The organism is Gordonia sp. NPDC003950, assembly GCF_053605205.1.
The window spans coordinates 1-19,376 of the sequence record NZ_JBSGIT010000037.1 but is presented as its reverse complement, the minus strand read 5'-3'; the positions used below and the strand labels follow the sequence as shown (position 1 = coordinate 19,376).

The 19,376-nt window shown below is 68.1% G+C and carries 1 protein-coding gene; it reads left to right on the top strand.

Annotation, left to right across the window (positions count from 1 at the left end; translation table 11 throughout):
* Positions 1–19: 19 nt before the first annotated feature.
* A partial coding sequence (locus tag ACWETB_RS22680; RefSeq protein ID WP_452213805.1) for a non-ribosomal peptide synthase/polyketide synthase occupies positions 20–19,376 on the top strand: 19,357 nt, incomplete at its 3' end.

Below are 19,376 nucleotides of genomic sequence, written 5' to 3'. Positions count from 1 at the left end.
GTGAGAGGAATGGAACGACTTGAATCGCGCCTTCGCACGCATGCTGGGCTCCGCGCCTGCCACGACCGACTTGCTTGCGTTCGCTGCGATTGTTGCGCCCGGGTCGCCGGCGTTCACCGGACCTACCGGTCAGGTCACCTTTGGTGAACTGAATGCCCGGGTAGCGCCCCTCGTCGGCGTATTCGAAGCCCAGGGAATGGAATCGGATGCGGCCGTCCGTGCGGGCATCACCCCCGTGCTGGTCGCCGGCGGTGTTGCGCCGGCCGACGCCGGAGAGGCTGCCACTCGCGCGATCGCCGAGGTACGCCGCGGGGTCCTCGAGCTGGTCCGGTCCACCGATTTGGGGTCGCTGCCCGGGGTGTTCCGTTCGGTGGCCGCCCGATTCCAGGACCGACCGGCGGTGACCGATTCGGCCGGCACCACCATCAGCTACCGTGAACTGGACGAGCGTTCGGATGCGCTGGCCGCGGGACTCATCGCCGATGGAGCCGGTCCGCAGACCTGCATCGGCATCGCATTGCCCCGGGATGCCGAGTTGATCATCGCTCTGCTCGGCGTGGTCAAGACCGGCGCAGCCTACCTCCCGCTGGACCGATCGCATCCCCGTGACCGCCTGGCCACGATCATCGCTGACGCCGGCCCGCTGCTGGTGCTCGCCGACGGTGAGACGATCGCCGACTGGGCCGAATCTCCGGTTCCGTTCGTCACCGTCGAGGCGCAGTCGGCCAGGTCCACCGCCGAGCTGCGCGGGCGGATTCCGGCCCGGGTCGATCCCGCACATCCGGCCTACATCATCTACACGTCGGGTTCGACCGGAACGCCCAAAGGCGTCGCAGTCGCACATCGCGCCCTGGTGTCGCTGTTCGCCGCCATGGGTCGCGAGTACGACTACAGCCACGACGATGTGTGGTCGATGTGTCATTCGTACGCGTTCGACCTGTCGGTCGGCGAGATCTGGATGCCGCTCGCGGTCGGCGGCCGCCTTGTGGTGGTCGACAGTGCCACCACACGCGACCCAGCGGCCTTGGTCGACACCCTGGAACGTGAGCATGTCTCTGTCGTCAACCTGACGCCGTCGGCGTTCTACCAGCTCGCCGCCGTGGTTCGGGAACCGGCGCGTCGCACGCTGCCTCGTTCGCTGCGGTCGATGATCTTCGTCGGCGAGGCCCTCGACTTCGAGCAGGTCCGACGCTGGTATACCGACCGACAGGCCGCCGACGGCGACGACGGACCCGAGCTGAACAACATGTACGGCCCGACCGAGGCCACCGTGTACATGACTCGCCGCCGGCTGAGCCCGCAGTTCGTCGCCGAGTCGGCCGGCGACGTCGGTACCGCGCTGCCGGGGTCACGGGTGTATGTGCTCGACTCCCGGCTGGCGAAGGTGCCCGACGGGGTGCCCGGCGACTTGTACATCGCGGGTGATCAGCTGGCCATCGGCTACGCCGGCCGATTCGGGATGAATGCAACGCGATTCGTCGCCGACCCGTTCGGCGCCCCGGGTGATCGGATGTACCTGTCGGGCGACGTCGCGCTCTTCCGTGACGGCAGCCTGCGGTTCTTGGGCCGTGCCGACGATCAGGTGAAGCTTCGCGGTTACCGCATCGAACTCGGCGAGGTCGAGGCCGCATTGTTGTCGGCTCCCGGTGTGGATTCGGCGGCCGCGGCGATCAAGCCGCGGGCCGGCGGCACAGATCGGCTGGTGGGCTACGTCGTCCCCGGTGATCGGGAAGCAACGCCACTCGATGGTGCCGCGATCCGGCGTTCGGCGGCATCCAAGGTGCCCGACTACATGGTTCCGGACACGGTCATGGTGCTCGACGAGCTTCCGCTGAACGTCAACGGGAAACTCGATCGCCGTGCACTGCCGGAGCCCGTCTTCGTCTCCTCGGTCGACTACGTCGCGCCGGCGAGCCCGGTCGAGGAGCGGCTCGCCGCGATCGTGTCCGAGGTGCTCGGCGTCGAACGCCTCAGCGTGATCGAGTCGTTCCACGATCTCGGCGGCAGTTCGCTGCTGGCCGCGCGGATCGTCGGCCGGGCCAGTGAGGATCTCGGCGTCGAACTCAACCTTCGAGACCTCTTCGAGGCTCCCACGGTTCGGGAGTTCGCGATTCGCGCCGCGGACGCCGCACCGAGTCTGGCGCCGATCACTGCGGCCGTGCCGCGGCCGGAGATTGTGCCGTTGTCTTTCGCCCAGCAACGGATGTGGTTCATCAATCAGTTCGATCCGTCGGTGCCCACATACAACATCCCGGTGATCCTGCGGCTCACCGGTGACGTCGATGTGGCCGCGCTGCGCGCGGCGGTCGCCGATGTGGTGGTGCGGCAGGAGATCCTGCGCACGACCTTCCCTGCCGTGGAAGGTCAGCCCCGGCAGGTGGTTTCGCCGATCGAGGCGGTGGCGGCCGAACTCGTCTGGCGCGAGGTGCTCAGCGCCGATGATCTGGCACGAACGGTCACCGAGGGATTCGACGTCACCGAGCAGTGGCCGTTGCGTGTCGTGCTCCAGCGGATCGGTCCCGGCGAACTGGTCTTCGGGGTCGTGGTGCATCACATCGCGGCTGACGGTGAGTCGATGCTGCCGTTGGTCGCCGACATCCTGGCGGCCTACGTGTCACGCCGTGAGGGCCGCGACCCGGAATTCGCGCCGTTGCGAGTGCAATTCGCTGACTATGCGATCTGGCAGCATGAGGTGCTCGGCTCGGCCGACGACGCCGACTCGGTGGTCGCGCAACAGGTGCGATACTGGCGCTCGACGCTGGCCGGCGTGCCCGACGTGCTGGAATTGCCGACGGATCGTCCACGTCCGCAGGTGCCATCGACTATCGGCGCCGAGCACCACTTCGCGGTTCCCGCGGAGGTGGCCGCGCGCATCGGAAAGGTCGCGCGCGAGTTCGATCTGACACCCTTCATGGTCGTCCACGCGGCGTTGAGTGTGCTGCTGGCGCGCTTGAGCGCCACCGAGGACATTGCGATCGTGACACCGATCGCCGGGCGCGGCCAGGCCGCCCTGGACCACCTGGTGGGCATGTTCGTGAACACGCTGGTGTTGCGCACCGTGGTGAACCCAGACGAGTCCTTCGCGAGTCTCGTCGAGCGGGTGCGGGTTTCAGACCTGGACGCGTTCGCCAATGCCGACGTGCCGTTCGAGACCGTCGTGGACGCCGTGGACCCGGTGCGCAGTGAGGCCTTCGCTCCGATCGCTCAAGTCATGCTGTCCTTCGATCCGGCGGCGTCGGTGTCCACGGTGGATGCCTCGGTGGCAGGGGTGCAGGTCACCGAACTCGAACCACCCTTTGTGCCTGCGCAAGTCGACCTGACGTTCCGCCTGCATTCAGCCCGGCCCGGTTCGGACTGGTCGGGTGTGTTGGTCTTCGCGACCGACCTGTTCGACGACGCGAGCGGCGCGCGAATGGCGCAGTGGTTCGTCGGCGTACTCTCGCAGTTGACTGCGGAAACCGCGTCGGCGGTAGGCGACGTTGTGCTGCTTGATGATTCGCAGGAGTCCGCAGTGCTGGCCATCTCCACGGGTCCGGTGGTGGGAGTGCCGTCGAGGTCGATCGCGGATCTCGTTGCCGACCGGGTCGCGGCATCGCCGGATGCGAAGGCGCTGGTGTTCGCCGAACGTGAGGTGTCCTATCGGGAGTTCGGCGCTCGGGTCGCCTCGCTGGCCCGGCAGCTGATCGGCGCAGGTGTGGGCCCGGAGGTGGCGGTCGGCATCTGCATGGACCGCAGTGTGGAGCTTCTGGTCGCCGTGCATGCGGTGACCGCGGCGGGCGGCCGGTATGTACCGCTGGACGTGCAGGTGCCGAGTGAGCGTGCGGCCGTGATGCTGGCGACGGCGGGCGCAGAACTGGTTCTGGTGGCCGCGCATGAGTCACGGGTCTCCGGTCTGGCCGGTATTCCGGTCACGCTGATCGAGGTCGATGCGTCCGGTGCGGTAGACATGTCCGTCGCGCCGGTGACCGATGCCGAACGGGTGTCGTCGCTGCGTGAACCGCACGGTCTGTACACGTTGTACACCTCGGGGTCGACGGGGGTGCCCAAGGGTGTGACCGTGTCGCATGGTGCGGTGGCGAACCGGTTGTCGTGGATGGCCGACGATTACGGCCTGGATTCGAATCAGCGGTTCCTGCTGAAGACGCCCTACACCTTCGACGTGTCTGTGTGGGAGTTGTTCCTGCCGATGATCGTCGGGGCACCTCTGGTGATCGCCGTACCGGACGGTCACCGCGACCCGCAGTATCTGGCACGGGTCATCGCCGCGGAGCAGGTGTCGGTGGTGCACTTCGTGCCGTCGATGTTGTCGGTATTCGTCGATGTGCTCGGTGATCGGGTCGGCGAACTGACCTCGCTGCAGTACGTGTTCACTTCGGGTGAGGCGTTGACCCCGGTGACCGCACATGAACTACTGGCGGCGCTGCCCGCGGTGGCGCTTGTGAACCTCTACGGTCCGACCGAGGCCGCCGTCGACGTCACCGCTGCACGGATCCGTCCGGGTGACGAGTCGGTGACGATCGGTCGCCCGGTCGCCAACACGAGCACCTACGTTCTCGACCGGCGCTTGAACGTGGTGCCGGTGGGGGTCCCCGGCGAGTTGTATCTCGGTGGCGTACAGCTGGCGCGCGGCTACGCGGCGCAACCCGCACTGACGGCGCAGCGGTTCGTCGCCGACCCCTTCGCACTCTCAGGCGGCCGACTGTATCGGACAGGCGATCTGGTGCGGTGGAATGCGTCCGGCGCGATCGAGTATCTCGGCCGCACCGATTTCCAGGTGAAGTTGCGCGGGCAGCGCATCGAGCTGGGCGAGATCGAGGCCGTGATCGCGGGTGCGCCCGGTGTGGTTCATGCCGCGGCAACGGTGGCCGCCACCGAGGCCCGCGGGGAATTCCTGGTCGGCTATGTGTCGCCGGCGACGGTGGACATGGACGCGATCAAGGCCTACGTGGCGTCGCATCTGCCCGAGTACATGCGGCCGACGGTGTGGACGCTGATGAGCGATGTCGTTCTCAGCACCTCGGGCAAGCTGGATCGTCGCGCGTTGCCTGCGCCGGATTTCGAGTCGTTGCAGGTCACCTTCGTCGCGCCGGAAGGCGAGGCCGAGGTGGCGGTGGCGGCGGTGTTCGCTGATCTGCTCGGTCACGAGCAGGTGTCGGTGACCGAGTCGTTCTTCGACCTGGGTGGCAATTCGTTGTCGGCGATGCGGTTGGTCGCCCGCGTAGGCGCCGCCCTCGATGCCCAGGTCTCGGTCCGCGACGTGTTCGGCGCGCCGAGCGTGCGTGCACTCGTCGCGGCCGCCGCCGGCCGCACTTCCGCCTTGCCGCCGGTGCGGGCGGTGCCGCGGCCCGAACAAGTGCCGTTGTCGTTCGCCCAGCTGCGGATGTGGTTCATCAATCGCCTGCAGCCAGAGTTGCCGACCTACAACATCCCGGCAGTCCTGCGGCTGACCGGTGATCTGGATGTCGCAGCCATGCGGGCGGCTCTCGTCGACGTGGTGGCTCGGCACCAGGTGCTGCGTACGACGTTCCCTGATGTGGACGGCGTGCCCTTCCAACGAATCGCCGGGGCGGAGCTGGTCGACGATCGGCTGGATTGGCGGGTCGTCGATTCGCAGGCCGAGGTGATGGCCGCCGTGATGGCCGGGTTCGACGTCACCTCGCAGTGGCCGCTGCGGGTGCGACTGTGGCAATCGGCCCCCGGCGAGCACGTGCTGGCGGTGGTCGCCCATCACATCGCTTTCGACGGCGAGTCGATCAAGCCGATGATCGCCGACATCGTGACCGCCTACCTTGCCGAGTCGGCGAATGAGGTGCCACAGTTCTCGCCGTTGACGGTGCAGTACGCGGACTACGCGATCTGGCAGCACGAGGTGCTCGGATCGCCGGAGGACCCGGAGTCGGTGATCGGCGCCCAACTCGCGTACTGGAAGGGACAGCTGCTCGGCCTCCCTCCGGTGCTGGAGTTGCCCACCGATCGCCCGCGTCCGGCTGCGCTGTCGGGGCGCGGTGCTCGCGTTGCCTTCCAGGTGAACCCCGAGCTTGCCGACCGGATCCGTGGCGTTGCCCGGTCGGCTTCCGTCACGCCGTTCATGGTGGTGCATGCCGCGCTGACGGTGCTCCTCGGCAAGCTGTCCGGTACCGCGGATATCGCGATCGTCACGCCGGTCGCGGGTCGGGGGCAGCCCGCGCTCGATCCGCTCGTGGGTATGTTCGTCAACACCCTGGTGTTGCGAACCGAGTACGAGTCGACCGACACGTTCCGATCGCTTCTGGAGTCGGTTCGGAGAACAGACCTGGACGCATTCGCGCATGCGGACGTGCCGTTCGAGTCGGTCGTCGAAGCCGTTGATCCTGTGCGTTCTCGGTCGTTCGCGCCGCTTGCTCAGGTCATGCTGACCTTCAACACCGACCGGGACCACGTCGCAGATTCCATGGCTGCCGTCGAACTGGCTGGGGGACTGTCCGTTTCGCCCGTCGAGTTCGACGACCTCCCGGCGAAGGTCGACCTGGACGTCGAGCTGGTGGCAGGTGACCGTGGGCCCTTCACCGGAACGATCACCTACGAGACCGACCTCTTCGAGCCGACGACGGTCGAGGAGTTCGCGGCGCGTCTGGTTTCGGTGTTGGACGCGGTGACGCAGGAACCGATGCGTGCGCTCGGACGGGCGTCAGCCTTGCTGCCGGACGAACGCGCGGCCGTCGCCGGTTGGGAAGCCGGTGACGTGGTCGACACCGTCGGCGGTACGGTCGCCGACGCGGTCGCCGCCCAGGTGTCGGCAACTCCGAACGCTGTCGCGCTCGTGTTCGAGGGACGTGAGGTCACTTTCGCCGAGTTCGGCGCGAGGGTCGCGGTGTTGGCACGCGAACTCGTGGCTGCCGGAGTGGGTCCGGACGTTGCGGTCGTGGTGTGTATCGATCGAAGCGTGGAGTTGCTCGTCGCGCTGCACGCGGTGGTCGCCGCGGGTGGCCAGTACGTCCCGGTGGCGCCGGACACACCCGCCGATCGTGCCGCCTACATGGCCGAGACTGCCGGGACGGCAGCGGTTCTCATCCAGGCCGGAGTGCGTCCTGCCGCCCTGGCGGGCTTGGCCGCACTTCCGGTCGTGCAGGTCGATGCCGACGTCGCGGTGGATCTGGACGTCGCGCCGGTCGACGACTCCGAGCGACTCGGCAGACTCTTGCCCGATCACGCTGTGTATACGATCTACACTTCGGGGTCGACCGGCCGGCCCAAGGGCGTGACGGTCTCCCATCGCTCCTTCCGGCACATTCTCGCCTTCACCGACGACCTGCTTTCGAGCCGCGATGTCACAGTCGCTGCACACAAGACGCCGTTCACCTTCGATGCGTCGGTGTGGGAGCTGTTCTGGACGTTGATCTCGGGTGCCAAGCTGGTGATCGCTCGCCCCGGAAGTCACCGGGACGTCGAGTATCTTGCCGAGCTCATCCACTCCGAACAGATCGGCGCCGTCGATGCGGTGCCGGCGGTGTGGTCGGCGCTGTTCGAGGAGAACACCGCGGCCAGGGCCGAGCAGCTGTCGTCGCTGCGGTGTCTCATCGCCGGCGGTGAAGCACTCCTGCCGTCATTGGCCACGCTGGTCAACGAGGTATTGCCGCACACGGACCTCATCAACCAGTACGGGCCGACCGAGACGACGAAGTACGTGTTGAACGAGATCGTCGAGGCAGGAGCCCCGCCGCTGGTCGGGCGTCCGATCTGGAACACGACGGTACGTGTTCTGGACGTGCACCTCGAGCCCGTTCCGGTGGGTGTTCCCGGCGAGCTCTATGTCGGAGGCATCCAGGTGGCGCGCGGATACGCCGGGCAACCTCGGTTGACCGCGGAAAGGTTTGTGGCAGACCCGCAAGGATCGGCGGGGGATCGGCTCTACCGCACCGGTGACCTGGTGCGCTGGACGTCCGACGGTCGACTCGACTACATCGGCCGAACCGATTTCCAGGTCAAACTGCACGGTCAGCGGTTGGAGCTCGGCGAGGTCGAGGCCGCCATCGCCGCGGTGCCCGGCGTCGGCAATGCAGCGGTCCGTCTCATCACCGGGGCGTCGGGTGCGCGACTCGTCGGATATGTGACGCCGGCAACGGTCGACACCGAGCGCGTCGCCGCCGATCTGGCACGGCGTCTGCCCGAGTACATGGTCCCCACGGCGTGGATCGCGTCGTCCGAGATGCCGCTCAGCAGTGCCGGCAAGATCGACCGCCGTGCCCTGCCGGAGCCGACGTTCGAGGCTGTCGAGTACGTCGGTCCCGGGTCAGATGCCGAACGGCAGGTCGCGGAAATCTACGCCGCCCTCCTCGGTGTCGAACGCGTGTCGGTGACCGAGTCGTTCTTCGATGCCGGCGGCAACTCGCTGTCCGCGATGCGTCTGGTCGCCCGGGTCAGCGAAGCATTGGACGTCGAGGTATCGGTACGTGACGTGTTCGATGCGCCCACCGTGCGCGAACTGGTGGCCGAGGTATCCGGTCGGTCGTCGGCGCTGCCGCCGGTCACCGCGGTGGTGCCGCGACCACAACACATTCCGTTGTCGTTGGCGCAGCAGCGTATGTGGTACGTCAACCAGCTGGATCCGGCATCCGCCGCGTACAACATCCCGATCGTGCTCCGCCTTTCCGGACCGCTGGACGCGTCCGCCCTGCGGGCCGCGGTGGGCGACCTGGTGCGCCGTCATGAGATCCTGCGAACTCGATTCCCCGCCGTGGACGGCCGCCCGGAACAGCAGGTCGCACCTGCCGATGCCGAAATCGACTGGCAGATAGTCGAATCACAGGGCGCCGTCGAGGAAGCAGCCGCAACGGGATTCGACGTCAGTAGCGAGTTCTCGATACGAGTCCGGCTGTGGCAGGTTTCGGCCGACGAGCATGTGGTTGCCGTGGTGGCCAACCACATCGCCTCCGACGGCGAATCGCTGGCGCCGCTGATCACCGACCTCGTGGCCGCATATCAGGCCCGGCATGACGGACGTGAGCCGCAATTCGAGCCGCTGGTAGTGCAATTCGCCGATTTCGCGCTGTGGCAGCAGCGCGTACTCGGGAGCACAGAGGATCCGGATTCGGTCGTCGGGCGCCAACTCGCCTACTGGACCGAGCAGCTCAGGGGTGTGCCCGAGGTCATCGATCTTCCGACCGACCGGCCCAGGCCCGCGGTGGCGGGAAAGCGCGGCGCGCGATGGGATTTCGACATCCCCGACGAGGTGGCCGCCCGGATCGGCGCGCTGGCGCAAAGCGCGGGCGCGACCGAGTTCATGGTCGTGCACGCAGCGCTGGCCGTACTCCTGTCGCGGCTGAGTGCCGAACGTGATATCGCCATCGGCACCCCCGTCGCAGGACGTGGACAGGCCGTGCTCGATCCGCTGATCGGCATGTTCGTCAACACACTGGTGCTGCGCACTCAGATCGATGCCGATGTGTCCTTCGCCGATGTTCTCGCCGGCGCCAGGGCGACGGATCTCGACGCCTTCGCCAATGCCGACGTCGCCTTCGACTCGATCGTCGAGGCCGTCGGCGCGAACCGGTCGGCCGCCTTCGCGCCGCTGTCACAGGTGTGGCTGACCTTCGATCAGCAGGCGGTGCCCGAACTCGCCGGCGCGAACCTGGCCGCGGGCGAGGTGGCCGGCCTGCGGGTGAGCCCGGTCGTCACCGAGAGCGTGCCTGCCCGCGTCGACCTGCTCATCAGTGTGATGCCGGCCGACGAGGGTGCATGGAGCGGCTCGATCATCTATGCCACAGATCTGTTCGACGAGACGACCGTCGCGGGCTTCGCGCGACGCCTGGTGCGCGTTCTGGACAGCGCCGTCGCCGACACCGCCGTCGCCGTCGGCGACATCACTCTCGATGACGTGACCGATCTCGCGGCCGTTGCTGCTGCCGCCGCGGTGGTGTCGGCGCCCGCCGAGTCGGCACCCGCCGAGCAGGTCATCGACGAAGAAGCCGCAAAGGCCGTGGTGACGGGGGGCCCGGGCAGCGCACCCGAGCTGCTGTCGGAGGTGTTCACGGCAGCTGCTCGATCGCATCCGATGCGACAGGCCGTGGTCGACTCCGAAGGAGCCACGCTCACCTACGCCGAACTCGATGCACGTTCGAATCGATTGGCGCGGTGGCTCATCGCCCGGGGGATCGGCACCGAAGACCGCGTGGCTCTCGCGATCGGACGGTCGGCTGTGCTGCTGACCGCCATCTGGGCCGTGGCCAAGACCGGCGGCGCCTATGTTCCCATCGATCCGAATTATCCGCCGGAGCGAGTGGCGACGATGGTCGAGGATTCCGGTGCGGTCCTCGGCGTGTCTCTGGCGGCTACGGCAGATCTACCGGAGCGGGAATTCGAGTGGACTCGGATCGACGACCCAGCGGTCGCCGGCGAGATCGCCGGGCTCGCCGATGGCCCGCTGACCGCGGATGAGCGACTGCGCCCGGTCAGGATCGACAACACCGCGTACATGATCTACACCTCGGGATCGACGGGTCGGCCCAAGGCGGTCGTGGTCAGCCACCGAGGCCTGGCCAACTTCGCGCGCGAGGAAGTACGTCTGGCGAGCGCTGATGAGTATTCACGCGTGCTCGGGTTCGCCTCGCCGAGCTTCGACGGCTCGGTTCTCGAGTATCTGCTGGCGACCGTCAGCGGAGGTGCACTGATCTACCGCGCGGCCGACGCGGTCGGCGGCACCGAGCTTGCCGACTACATCATGCGGCAGGCCGTGACCCATATCTTCCTCACACCGACGGTGCTGGCGACGCTCGACCCCGCGGTCCTGCCGACGCTGCGGACGGTGTACGTCGGCGGTGAGGCGGTACCGCCGACACTCCGCGACACCTGGGCACCGCTGCGCCGTACCCAGACCATGTACGGGCCGACCGAGACCACGATCGTGGTGAGTATCAGCACGCCGATGTCGGTCGGAGAGCCGGTGAGCATGGGCGGTCCGATCGCCGGGGTCGGATTCGTGGTGCTCGACAATCGACTGCGCCCGGTGCCGGTGGGTGTGCCGGGCGACCTGTACATCCTCGGCGGCGCGCTGGCGCGCGGCTACTTCGGTCGCCCTGGGCTGACCTCTGATCGGTTCGTGGCAACTCCCTTCGGCGCACCGGGCGCGCGGATGTACCGAACCGGTGACGTGGTGCGCTGGCGGCAGAACGCCGCCGGTCAACTCGTGGCCGACTACGTCGGTCGCAGCGACGATCAGGTCAAGCTGCGCGGCCTGCGCATCGAAACAGGTGAGGTCGAAGCGGCACTGACGGCTCATCCGGCGGTGAAGTCGGCCGTCGTGGTGGGTATCGGGACCGACGGCCGGCCGGTCGACGTCGGCGTGCAGAAGATTTCTGCGCTGGCCGGCTACGTGGTCCTCACCGAACCGGTGGAGATGACCGAGCTGCGCTCGTCGCTGGTCGAACGCCTGCCCGATTACATGGTCCCGGCGAGTCTGATGCCACTGGACGTGTTGCCGCTGACCCCGGTGGGCAAGCTGGATCGTCGTGCGCTGCCGGCGCCGGAACGAGGTCTCTCGGCCGAATATGAGCCGCCGCGGACCCAAGCCGAGACGCAGTTGGCGGCCATTGTCGCCGGCCTGCTCGGTGTCGAGCAGGTGAGCGTGACCGAGTCGTTCTTCGCCCTCGGTGGTGACTCGATCATGTCGATTCAGCTCGCGTCCGCGGCGCGGGCGGCGGGCATCACACTGTCACCCCGGGAGATCTTCGAGCACAAGACGATTCGGAAGATCGCCGCGGTAGCCGGCGACACCTCGACGGCGCTCGCCGACCTCGCCGAACCCGTCGGCGAGGACGGCCGGGTCCCGTTGCTTCCGATCGTGTCGTGGATGCTCGAATTGAGCGACACCCCAGAGGATTTCGACGACTTCTCGCAGTCGGTCGTGCTGGTGGCCCCGGCAGGCCTCACCATCGCTGCCCTCGGTGAGATGCTCGATGCGGTGATCGCCGCGCACCCGATGCTGGGGGCGTCGTTGACCGAGGTCGACGGCGAGTGGGTACTGCAGACCGGCGTGGGCCACAGCGGCGTGACCGGACTGACCTCGGCCTCTCGAGTCGGAGGGCAGGCCTTCGACGACGACCTGGTGTCTGCATTCGAACAGGCCTCCGCCCGATTGGATCCCGCGCGCGGACGCAATGTCGAGGCGGTCCTGGTGGCCGACGCGGACGGTCCGGCGCGGGTGGTGCTCGTCATCCATCACCTCGTGGTCGACGCGGTGTCATGGCGGGCAGTGGTCGAAGACCTGATCACGACGTGGGTGCAACGCAGTGCCGGCCAGCCGTATCTCCTGCGCCCGGAGGTGACGTCCGTGCGAGCGTGGGCGACCGCGCTGTCGGAGCGGACCGCCGAGCACGGCGCCGAACTCGACCACTGGCTGGCCCGCTGCACGACGACCGATCTCGGGGTCGAGTTCGATCGGCGCCGCGACCGCGCCGCGACTGTGCAGACCGTGGTGGAGGAGGTGCCCGCACAGGTCACCGAATCGATCCTGACCACGATCCCGCAGGCGTTCGGTGGCGCGGTCAACGATCCGCTCATCGCCGCTCTGGCCCGCGCCGTGCGGTCGTGGCAACGTGCGCACGGCATCGCCGACGATGCGCCGGTGGCGTTGCTCGTCGAAGGCCATGGCCGGTACGAGGAGGTGGTGGCGCAGGGGGCGAATCCGGTTCGCGCGGATCTGTCGCGCACGGTGGGCTGGTTCACCACGATCGCACCCTTCCTCGTCGACCCCTCCGATGATGTCGAACACGCGGTGAAAGCAGCCAAGGAGGAACGCCGCGCCGCCCCCGATCAGGGCATCGGGTTCGGGCTGCTGCGTTTCGGCGCGAGCCCCGAGCTCGCCGCCCGGCCGCTGCCGACGATCAGCTTCAACTACCTGGGCAACGTCTCGGGAGGTGGCGTCCCGGAGGGCGACGGTCCGGGTGGAGACCTGCTGCCGGCCGCCGACGCGCCGATGATGCCGGGCACGGTGCGCGGCGCCATGGTCGCGACCAGCGTGCTGACCGTCAACGTGGGCACCGTCGCCGACGAGGCCGGCCGCCGGTTCTCCGCGGTATTCGGTTACCCGGGTGCGTTGTTCGAGTCGGCCGCGATCACCGATCTCGCACGCCGCTGGACCGGCGAGCTGGCCGCGATCGTGGCTCACGTCGATGCCGTGGGAGACCCGGGCCTGTCCCCCTCGGACGTGGCGGGAACCGAGGTCACACAACACGATCTGGATCTCCTCGCCGATCGGTATCCTGGTGCCGCGGTATGGCCGCTGACACCGCTGCAACGCGGGTTCGTCTTCCAGGCCGAGTTCGTCGCCGGTGCGGAGTCCTTGGTCGATGTGTATGTCGCACAAGCGGTTCTGCACCTCGACGGCGAGGTGGACATCGACCGCCTGCACCGCGCAGCCCAGGCCCTGCTCGACCATCACCGGGTACTGCGCTCGGGCTACGTCCGCGCAGCCAGCGGCACAGTGGTCGCGGTGGTACCGCCACGTGTGGACGTCGGCTGGGAGGTCGTCGACCTCGATGACGCCACCGATGAGGTGATCGCCGACCGGGTCGCCGAGATCGCGGACGCCGAAAGGTGCACACCTTTCGACCTCGCCACCCCGCCGCTGATCCGCCTGGTGGCGGTGCGCACAGACTCCGGGTTGCGACTCGTGGTCACCAGTCACCACATCCTCATCGACGGCTGGTCGTCACCTCTGCTGATCGCCGACCTGCTCGCTCTGTACGCCACCGGGGAGACCTACACCGGCCAGATCAACACCGCGGGAACCGACTTCGCCGATTTCCTTGCGCTGCCCGCCCAGAGCGACGACCGCGCGAGCCTTGCAGCATGGCGCGAGTTGTTGGCCCCGCTCAGTGGTCCCACCCTGGTGTCGAGGGTCTCGGAGGCGACGGTCGACGCCATGCCGCGTGACCACGCGGTCGTGCTCGAGTCCCGACTGAGTCTCGAGATCGAGCAACTCGCCCGCGAACGGGGCGTCACCGTCGCGGTGATCCTGCAATTCGCCTGGGCGGTCGTCCTGTCCCGGCTGACCGGCAACCAGGTCGTCGCATTCGGCGAGACGGTCTCCGGGCGCCCCGCCGAGCTCGACGGTGTCGACGCCATGGTCGGGCTGTTCATCAATACGCTGCCGTCCGTCGTCGACGTCGACCCGGATGCGACCATCGGCGAGGTGCTCGACCGGCTGCACACCGCCCGGGTCGCGGTGCTCGATCATCAGCACCTGGGTCTGTCGGAGATCATGGCGGCCGTCGGGGCCCCCGTCCTCTTCGACACCCTGGCCGTCCACGAGTCGTACCCGGTGGACGCCGACTCGATCAAGAGCGCCGACTCGGCGCTCGGCGGGAATCTGGCGGTTGCCGACGTGTGGTCGCGTGACGCGACGCACTACCCCCTGTCTTTCGTGACGGCCAAGGCCGGCGACTGCTTCGAGCTGAAGCTGAAGTACCTGCCGACGGCGTTCGACGACGATCGCGTCGCCGGTATCGTCGCGATGCTCACGCGGATCCTCGACACCGTCGTGCACCGGCCGGACGCGGTCACCGCGGACATCGCGCTCGCCGACGAACACGACTATCGACGCGAGATCGTTCCACCCGTGGCGGCGACTCCCAACGCCGGCCGCACCCTGGTCGACCTCTTTGCCGATTCGGTTGTCGCCTTTGCCGATAGAGGTGCCGTGACGGCGTCCGGTCTCGACGGGGCGTCGGACACGCTGGACTATCGCGCCCTCGACGCGCGGTCCTCGCAGATCGCGGCGAGTCTGGTCGCACGTGGCGTCGCGCCGGGACACCTGGTAGGAGTCGCGACCGGTCGAACCACCGAGCTGGTGGCGACCATCCTGGGTGTTCTCAAGACGGGTGCCGCCTATCTGCCGCTCGACACGACCAACCCCGCCGAACGCCTTGCCTATATCGTGGCCGACGCTCAGCCGACGGTGGTGGTCGTCGACTCGTCGACCGCCGCCCTCGAGGTGTGGGACCGAACGGCGGATTCGTTGGTCGTCGATGTGGCGACGCTGACCGGTCCCGCAGTCGACTCCGGCGAGATCTCGTTCGCGCCGGCGCGGGTGCCCGCGCAGGCCAGGGCCTACGTGATCTACACCTCCGGCTCGACCGGACGACCCAAGGGCGTCGAGATCACCCATGCCGACATCGTGACCCTGCTCGACACCGCGGCGGGCGACTTCGAGTTCCGGCACGACGACGTGTGGACGATGTTCCATTCCTACGCGTTCGACTTCTCGGTGTGGGAACTGTTCGGCCCGTTGGTGACCGGCGCGCGCGTGGTCGTCGTCGATCGCGACCTCGCCAGGGACCCGCAGGGTTTCGCCGGGCTGCTGGCCGCGGAGGAGGTCACGGTGCTTTCGCAGACGCCGTCGGCCTTCTATCAGTTCGCCGAGGCCGTCAGGCGCCGGGCGATCCGGTTGTCGTTGCGCTACATCGTGTTCGGTGGCGAGGAATTGAGCTTCGAGCAGGTACGGCGCTGGTTCGACGACCATCCCGATGATTCCGCCCGACTGATCAACATGTACGGCATTACCGAGACGACTGTCCACGTGAGTTTCCGCTCGCTCGATCGCGATGACGTCGTCGCCGGGGACCCGAGCTTCATCGGACGGCCGCTGTCGTCGTTGGGCATCCACATTCTCGATTCTCGACTGCGACCCGTGCCCGACGGTGTGGTCGGCGAAATGTATGTCACCGGTGGGCAATTGGCCCAGGGTTATCTCAACCGTCCGGAACTGACGGCTGCCAGGTTCGTCGCCGATCCCTATTCGACGACCGGCGCCCGCATGTACCGCACCGGTGACCTGGCTCGCCGCGCCGGGTTCGACATCGAATACCTCGGGCGCAGTGACACGCAGGTTCAGTTGCGCGGCTTCAGGATCGAGTTCGGTGAGATCGAGGCCGCCATGCTGGCCGCCTCCGGAGTGGTCGCCGCGGCCGCGCGGCTGGCCGACGTCGGCACGGGCGGGACTCAACTGGTCGGCTATGTGGTGGCCGACGAGGGCGTCGAACTCGACACCTCGGCAGTTCGCGAACGGGCCGCACGATCGGTGCCGGGCTACATGGTGCCCGACCAGATCACGGTGATCGGCCAGCTGCCGCTGACGGCGAACGGCAAACTGGATCGGGCGGCGCTGCCGGTTCCCGACGCGCTCGAGGGTGCTCTCGAATACGTGGCGCCGACCTCACCGGTCGAGCAGGTGCTCGCCGAGGTGATCGCGGACGTGCTCGGCGTCGACCGGGTCAGCACTGTCGACTCCTTCTTCGATATCGGCGGCAACTCGTTGTCGGCCACCCGGGTGGCCGCTCGAGCTTCCGACATGCTGCGGGCCGACATCTCGGTGCGTGACGTGTTCGCCACGCCTACGGTGCGCGCACTCGCCGCAGCTGTGGACGCCGGGGCCGGTGGCCTTGCGCCGGTGACGGCTGTGGTCGCGCGTCCGGAGCGCGTGCCGTTGAGCTTCGCCCAGCGGCGGATGTGGTTCATCAATCGCCTCGAGCCCGACCTGGCGACCTACAACATTCCGACCGTTCTGCGGTTGACCGGCGATCTCGATGTCGACTCACTGCGAGCCGCGGTGGCCGATGTGGTCGCGCGCCATGAGGTGTTGCGCACCACCTACCCGGACGTCGACGGGGTTCCGTTCCAGCAGATCGCCACGGTCGAGGCCATCGCGGCCCGGCTCGACTTCCAGACGGTGTCCTCGCGCGCGCTGATCGAGGCAGCGGTCGTCACCGGATTCGATGTGTCGTCGCAGTGGCCGTTGCGGGTGCGCCTGTGGCAGGCGGGTGAACGTGAGTACCTGCTGGCCGTGGTGGTCCACCACATCGCGGCCGACGGTGAGTCGATGAAGCCGTTGGTGGTGGATCTGGTGAGCGCTTACGGCGCGCGGGCCGCGGGTGCGGCACCGGTGTTCGAGCCGTTGCCGGTGCAGTTCGCCGATTTCGCGATCTGGCAGCACGAGGTGCTGGGCACGCCAGAGGACCCGCAGTCGGTGGTGGGCCGCCAGTTGGAGTTCTGGCGCGCGGCATTGACCGGTGCACCGGACGTCGTGGATCTGCCGGTCGATCGGGTACGGCCCGCGGTCGCATCCGGCCGGGGCGCCCGGTTGACATTCGCTATCCCTCCCGAGGTGGGCGCACGGGTGTCTCAGGTGGCTCGTGAGCGCGCTCTCACGCCGTTCATGGTGGTGCATGCCGCGCTGTCGGTGGTGTTGGCGCGGTTGGCCGGCACCGATGACGTGTCGATCGGGACCCCGATTGCGGGCCGCGGTCAGGCGGTGCTCGAACCGTTGGTGGGCATGTTCGTCAACACACTGGTGCTGCGGACAGCCGTCGAGAGCGAGGTGTCCTTCGGGGAGTTCCTCGAGCTGGTCAAGCGCACCGACCTGGATGCGTTCGCCCACGCCGACGTGCCGTTCGAGGCCGTCGTCGATGCCGTCGATCCGGTGCGGAGCGAGGCGTTCGCACCCCTGACGCAGGTGCTGCTGTCCTTCGATCCGGGCGCCTCGCTCGCCGAGGCAGGCGTCGCTGTCGCCGGGCTGGAAGTCTCAGCGCTGGATGCCCCAGAGGTCGCCGCGAGAGTCGATCTCACCTTCACTGTGGCGTCGGCGGGCGAGGGCGACGAGTGGCTGGGATCTGTCGATTATGCGACCGACCTGTTCGACGAGGCGACGGCGGCGCGGATCGCCGGCACACTGGTCCGGGTCCTCGACGCCGGCACCTCCGATACTGCGACGGCCATCGGTGACATCCCCCTGATCGACGACGCGGAAGCCGCCGACCTGCTCCCGGTGCGGAGCGGTCCGGGCGCGGTGCCGGTGGTGCTGCGCGAGTTGTTCGCGAAGGCCGCCGATGATTTCACCGATCGTCTGGCCGTGACAGACGCCGGTGGCCTCGACGGTCCGCGATCGTTCACCTACGCCGAGCTCGATGCACGTTCGGATCGGTTGGCGGGTTGGCTGACCGATCGCGGGATCGGCGTGGAGTCCTTGGTGGCGTTGGCCATTCCCCGTTCGGTGGAACTGTTGACAGCCATCTGGGCGGTCGCCAAGGCCGGTGCCGGCTGGGTGCCGATCGACCCGGACTATCCGGCCGAGCGGGTGGCACACATGGTGGCCGACTCGGCCGCGGTACTGGGTCTGACAATCGCGGATGCGTCAGCGGGACTGCCGCACGACGACATCGACTGGATCGTGCTGGACGCGCCCGAGGTATCCGCGGACATCGCGCGATCGATCGCGCCCGAGGGCCCGGTCGAGGTTCGGCTGCAGAATGTGGCGTACCTGATCTACACCTCGGGTTCGACGGGCCGCCCGAAGGGCGTGTCGATCACCCACATGGGACTGTCGAACTGGGCCACGCAGAACTCGGCGCTGCTCAACGTCGCCGGTGCCGATCCTGTGGTCCTGGGATACTCGTCGCCGAGTTTCGACGCGTCGGTCCTGGAGATCCTGCTGGCCACCGTCAACGGTGGCACTCTCGCCTACCGTCCGGCGGGGGCGGTGGGCGGCGAACAGCTCGAGGACTTCATGCGTGCCCATCGTGTGACGCACGCCTTCTTGACGCCGTCGGTGGCGGCGACCCTGGCGCCGGCCGGTCTGCCGTCGGTGCAGGATCTGGCCGTCGGTGGTGAGGCCGTGCCGCAAGCCGTCATCGACGCATGGTCGGCGCATACCCGTGTGCACAACGTCTACGGCCCGACCGAGGCGACCATCTGGGTGACGACCAGCGAACCGCTGGTGGCCGGGGAGCCGGTGGTACTGGGCCCGCCGATCGGCGGATTGGGGCTTGCGGTTCTCGACGCCCGGCTGCGCCCGGTTCCGGTGGGTGTCGCCGGCGAGGTCTATGTGGCCGGGAGCACGCTGGCTCGTGGCTACCACGGTCGGCCGGAACTGACCGCCGACCGTTTCGTGGCCGATCCGTACGGCGCCCACGGGGCGCGGATGTATCGCACCGGAGACCTGGCGCGCTGGCGCGACGGAGCCGACGGGCATGTGGTGCTCGACTACATCGGGCGTTCGGATTTCCAGGTACAGCTGCGCGGCGTGCGCATCGAGTTGGGTGAGATCGAGGCGGTGCTGGCCGCCCATGCCGGGGTCGATTCCGCGGTGGTCGTGGGTGTCGGAGGCGCAGCCGCCACCGCACTGGCCGCCTACGTCGTAGCCGAAACCGGCCTCGATGTGGAGGGGCTGCGCGAGCACGTGCGCACGAGCCTGCCCTCGTTCATGGTCCCGTCCACGATCACGGTGCTCGACGACCTGCCGCTCACACCGGTGGGCAAGATCGATCGTAAGGCGTTGCCGGCGCCGGAGTTCGGTGGTGTGGCGGCGGAGTTCGTGGCGCCTGAGGGTGACGCTGAGGTGGCTGTGG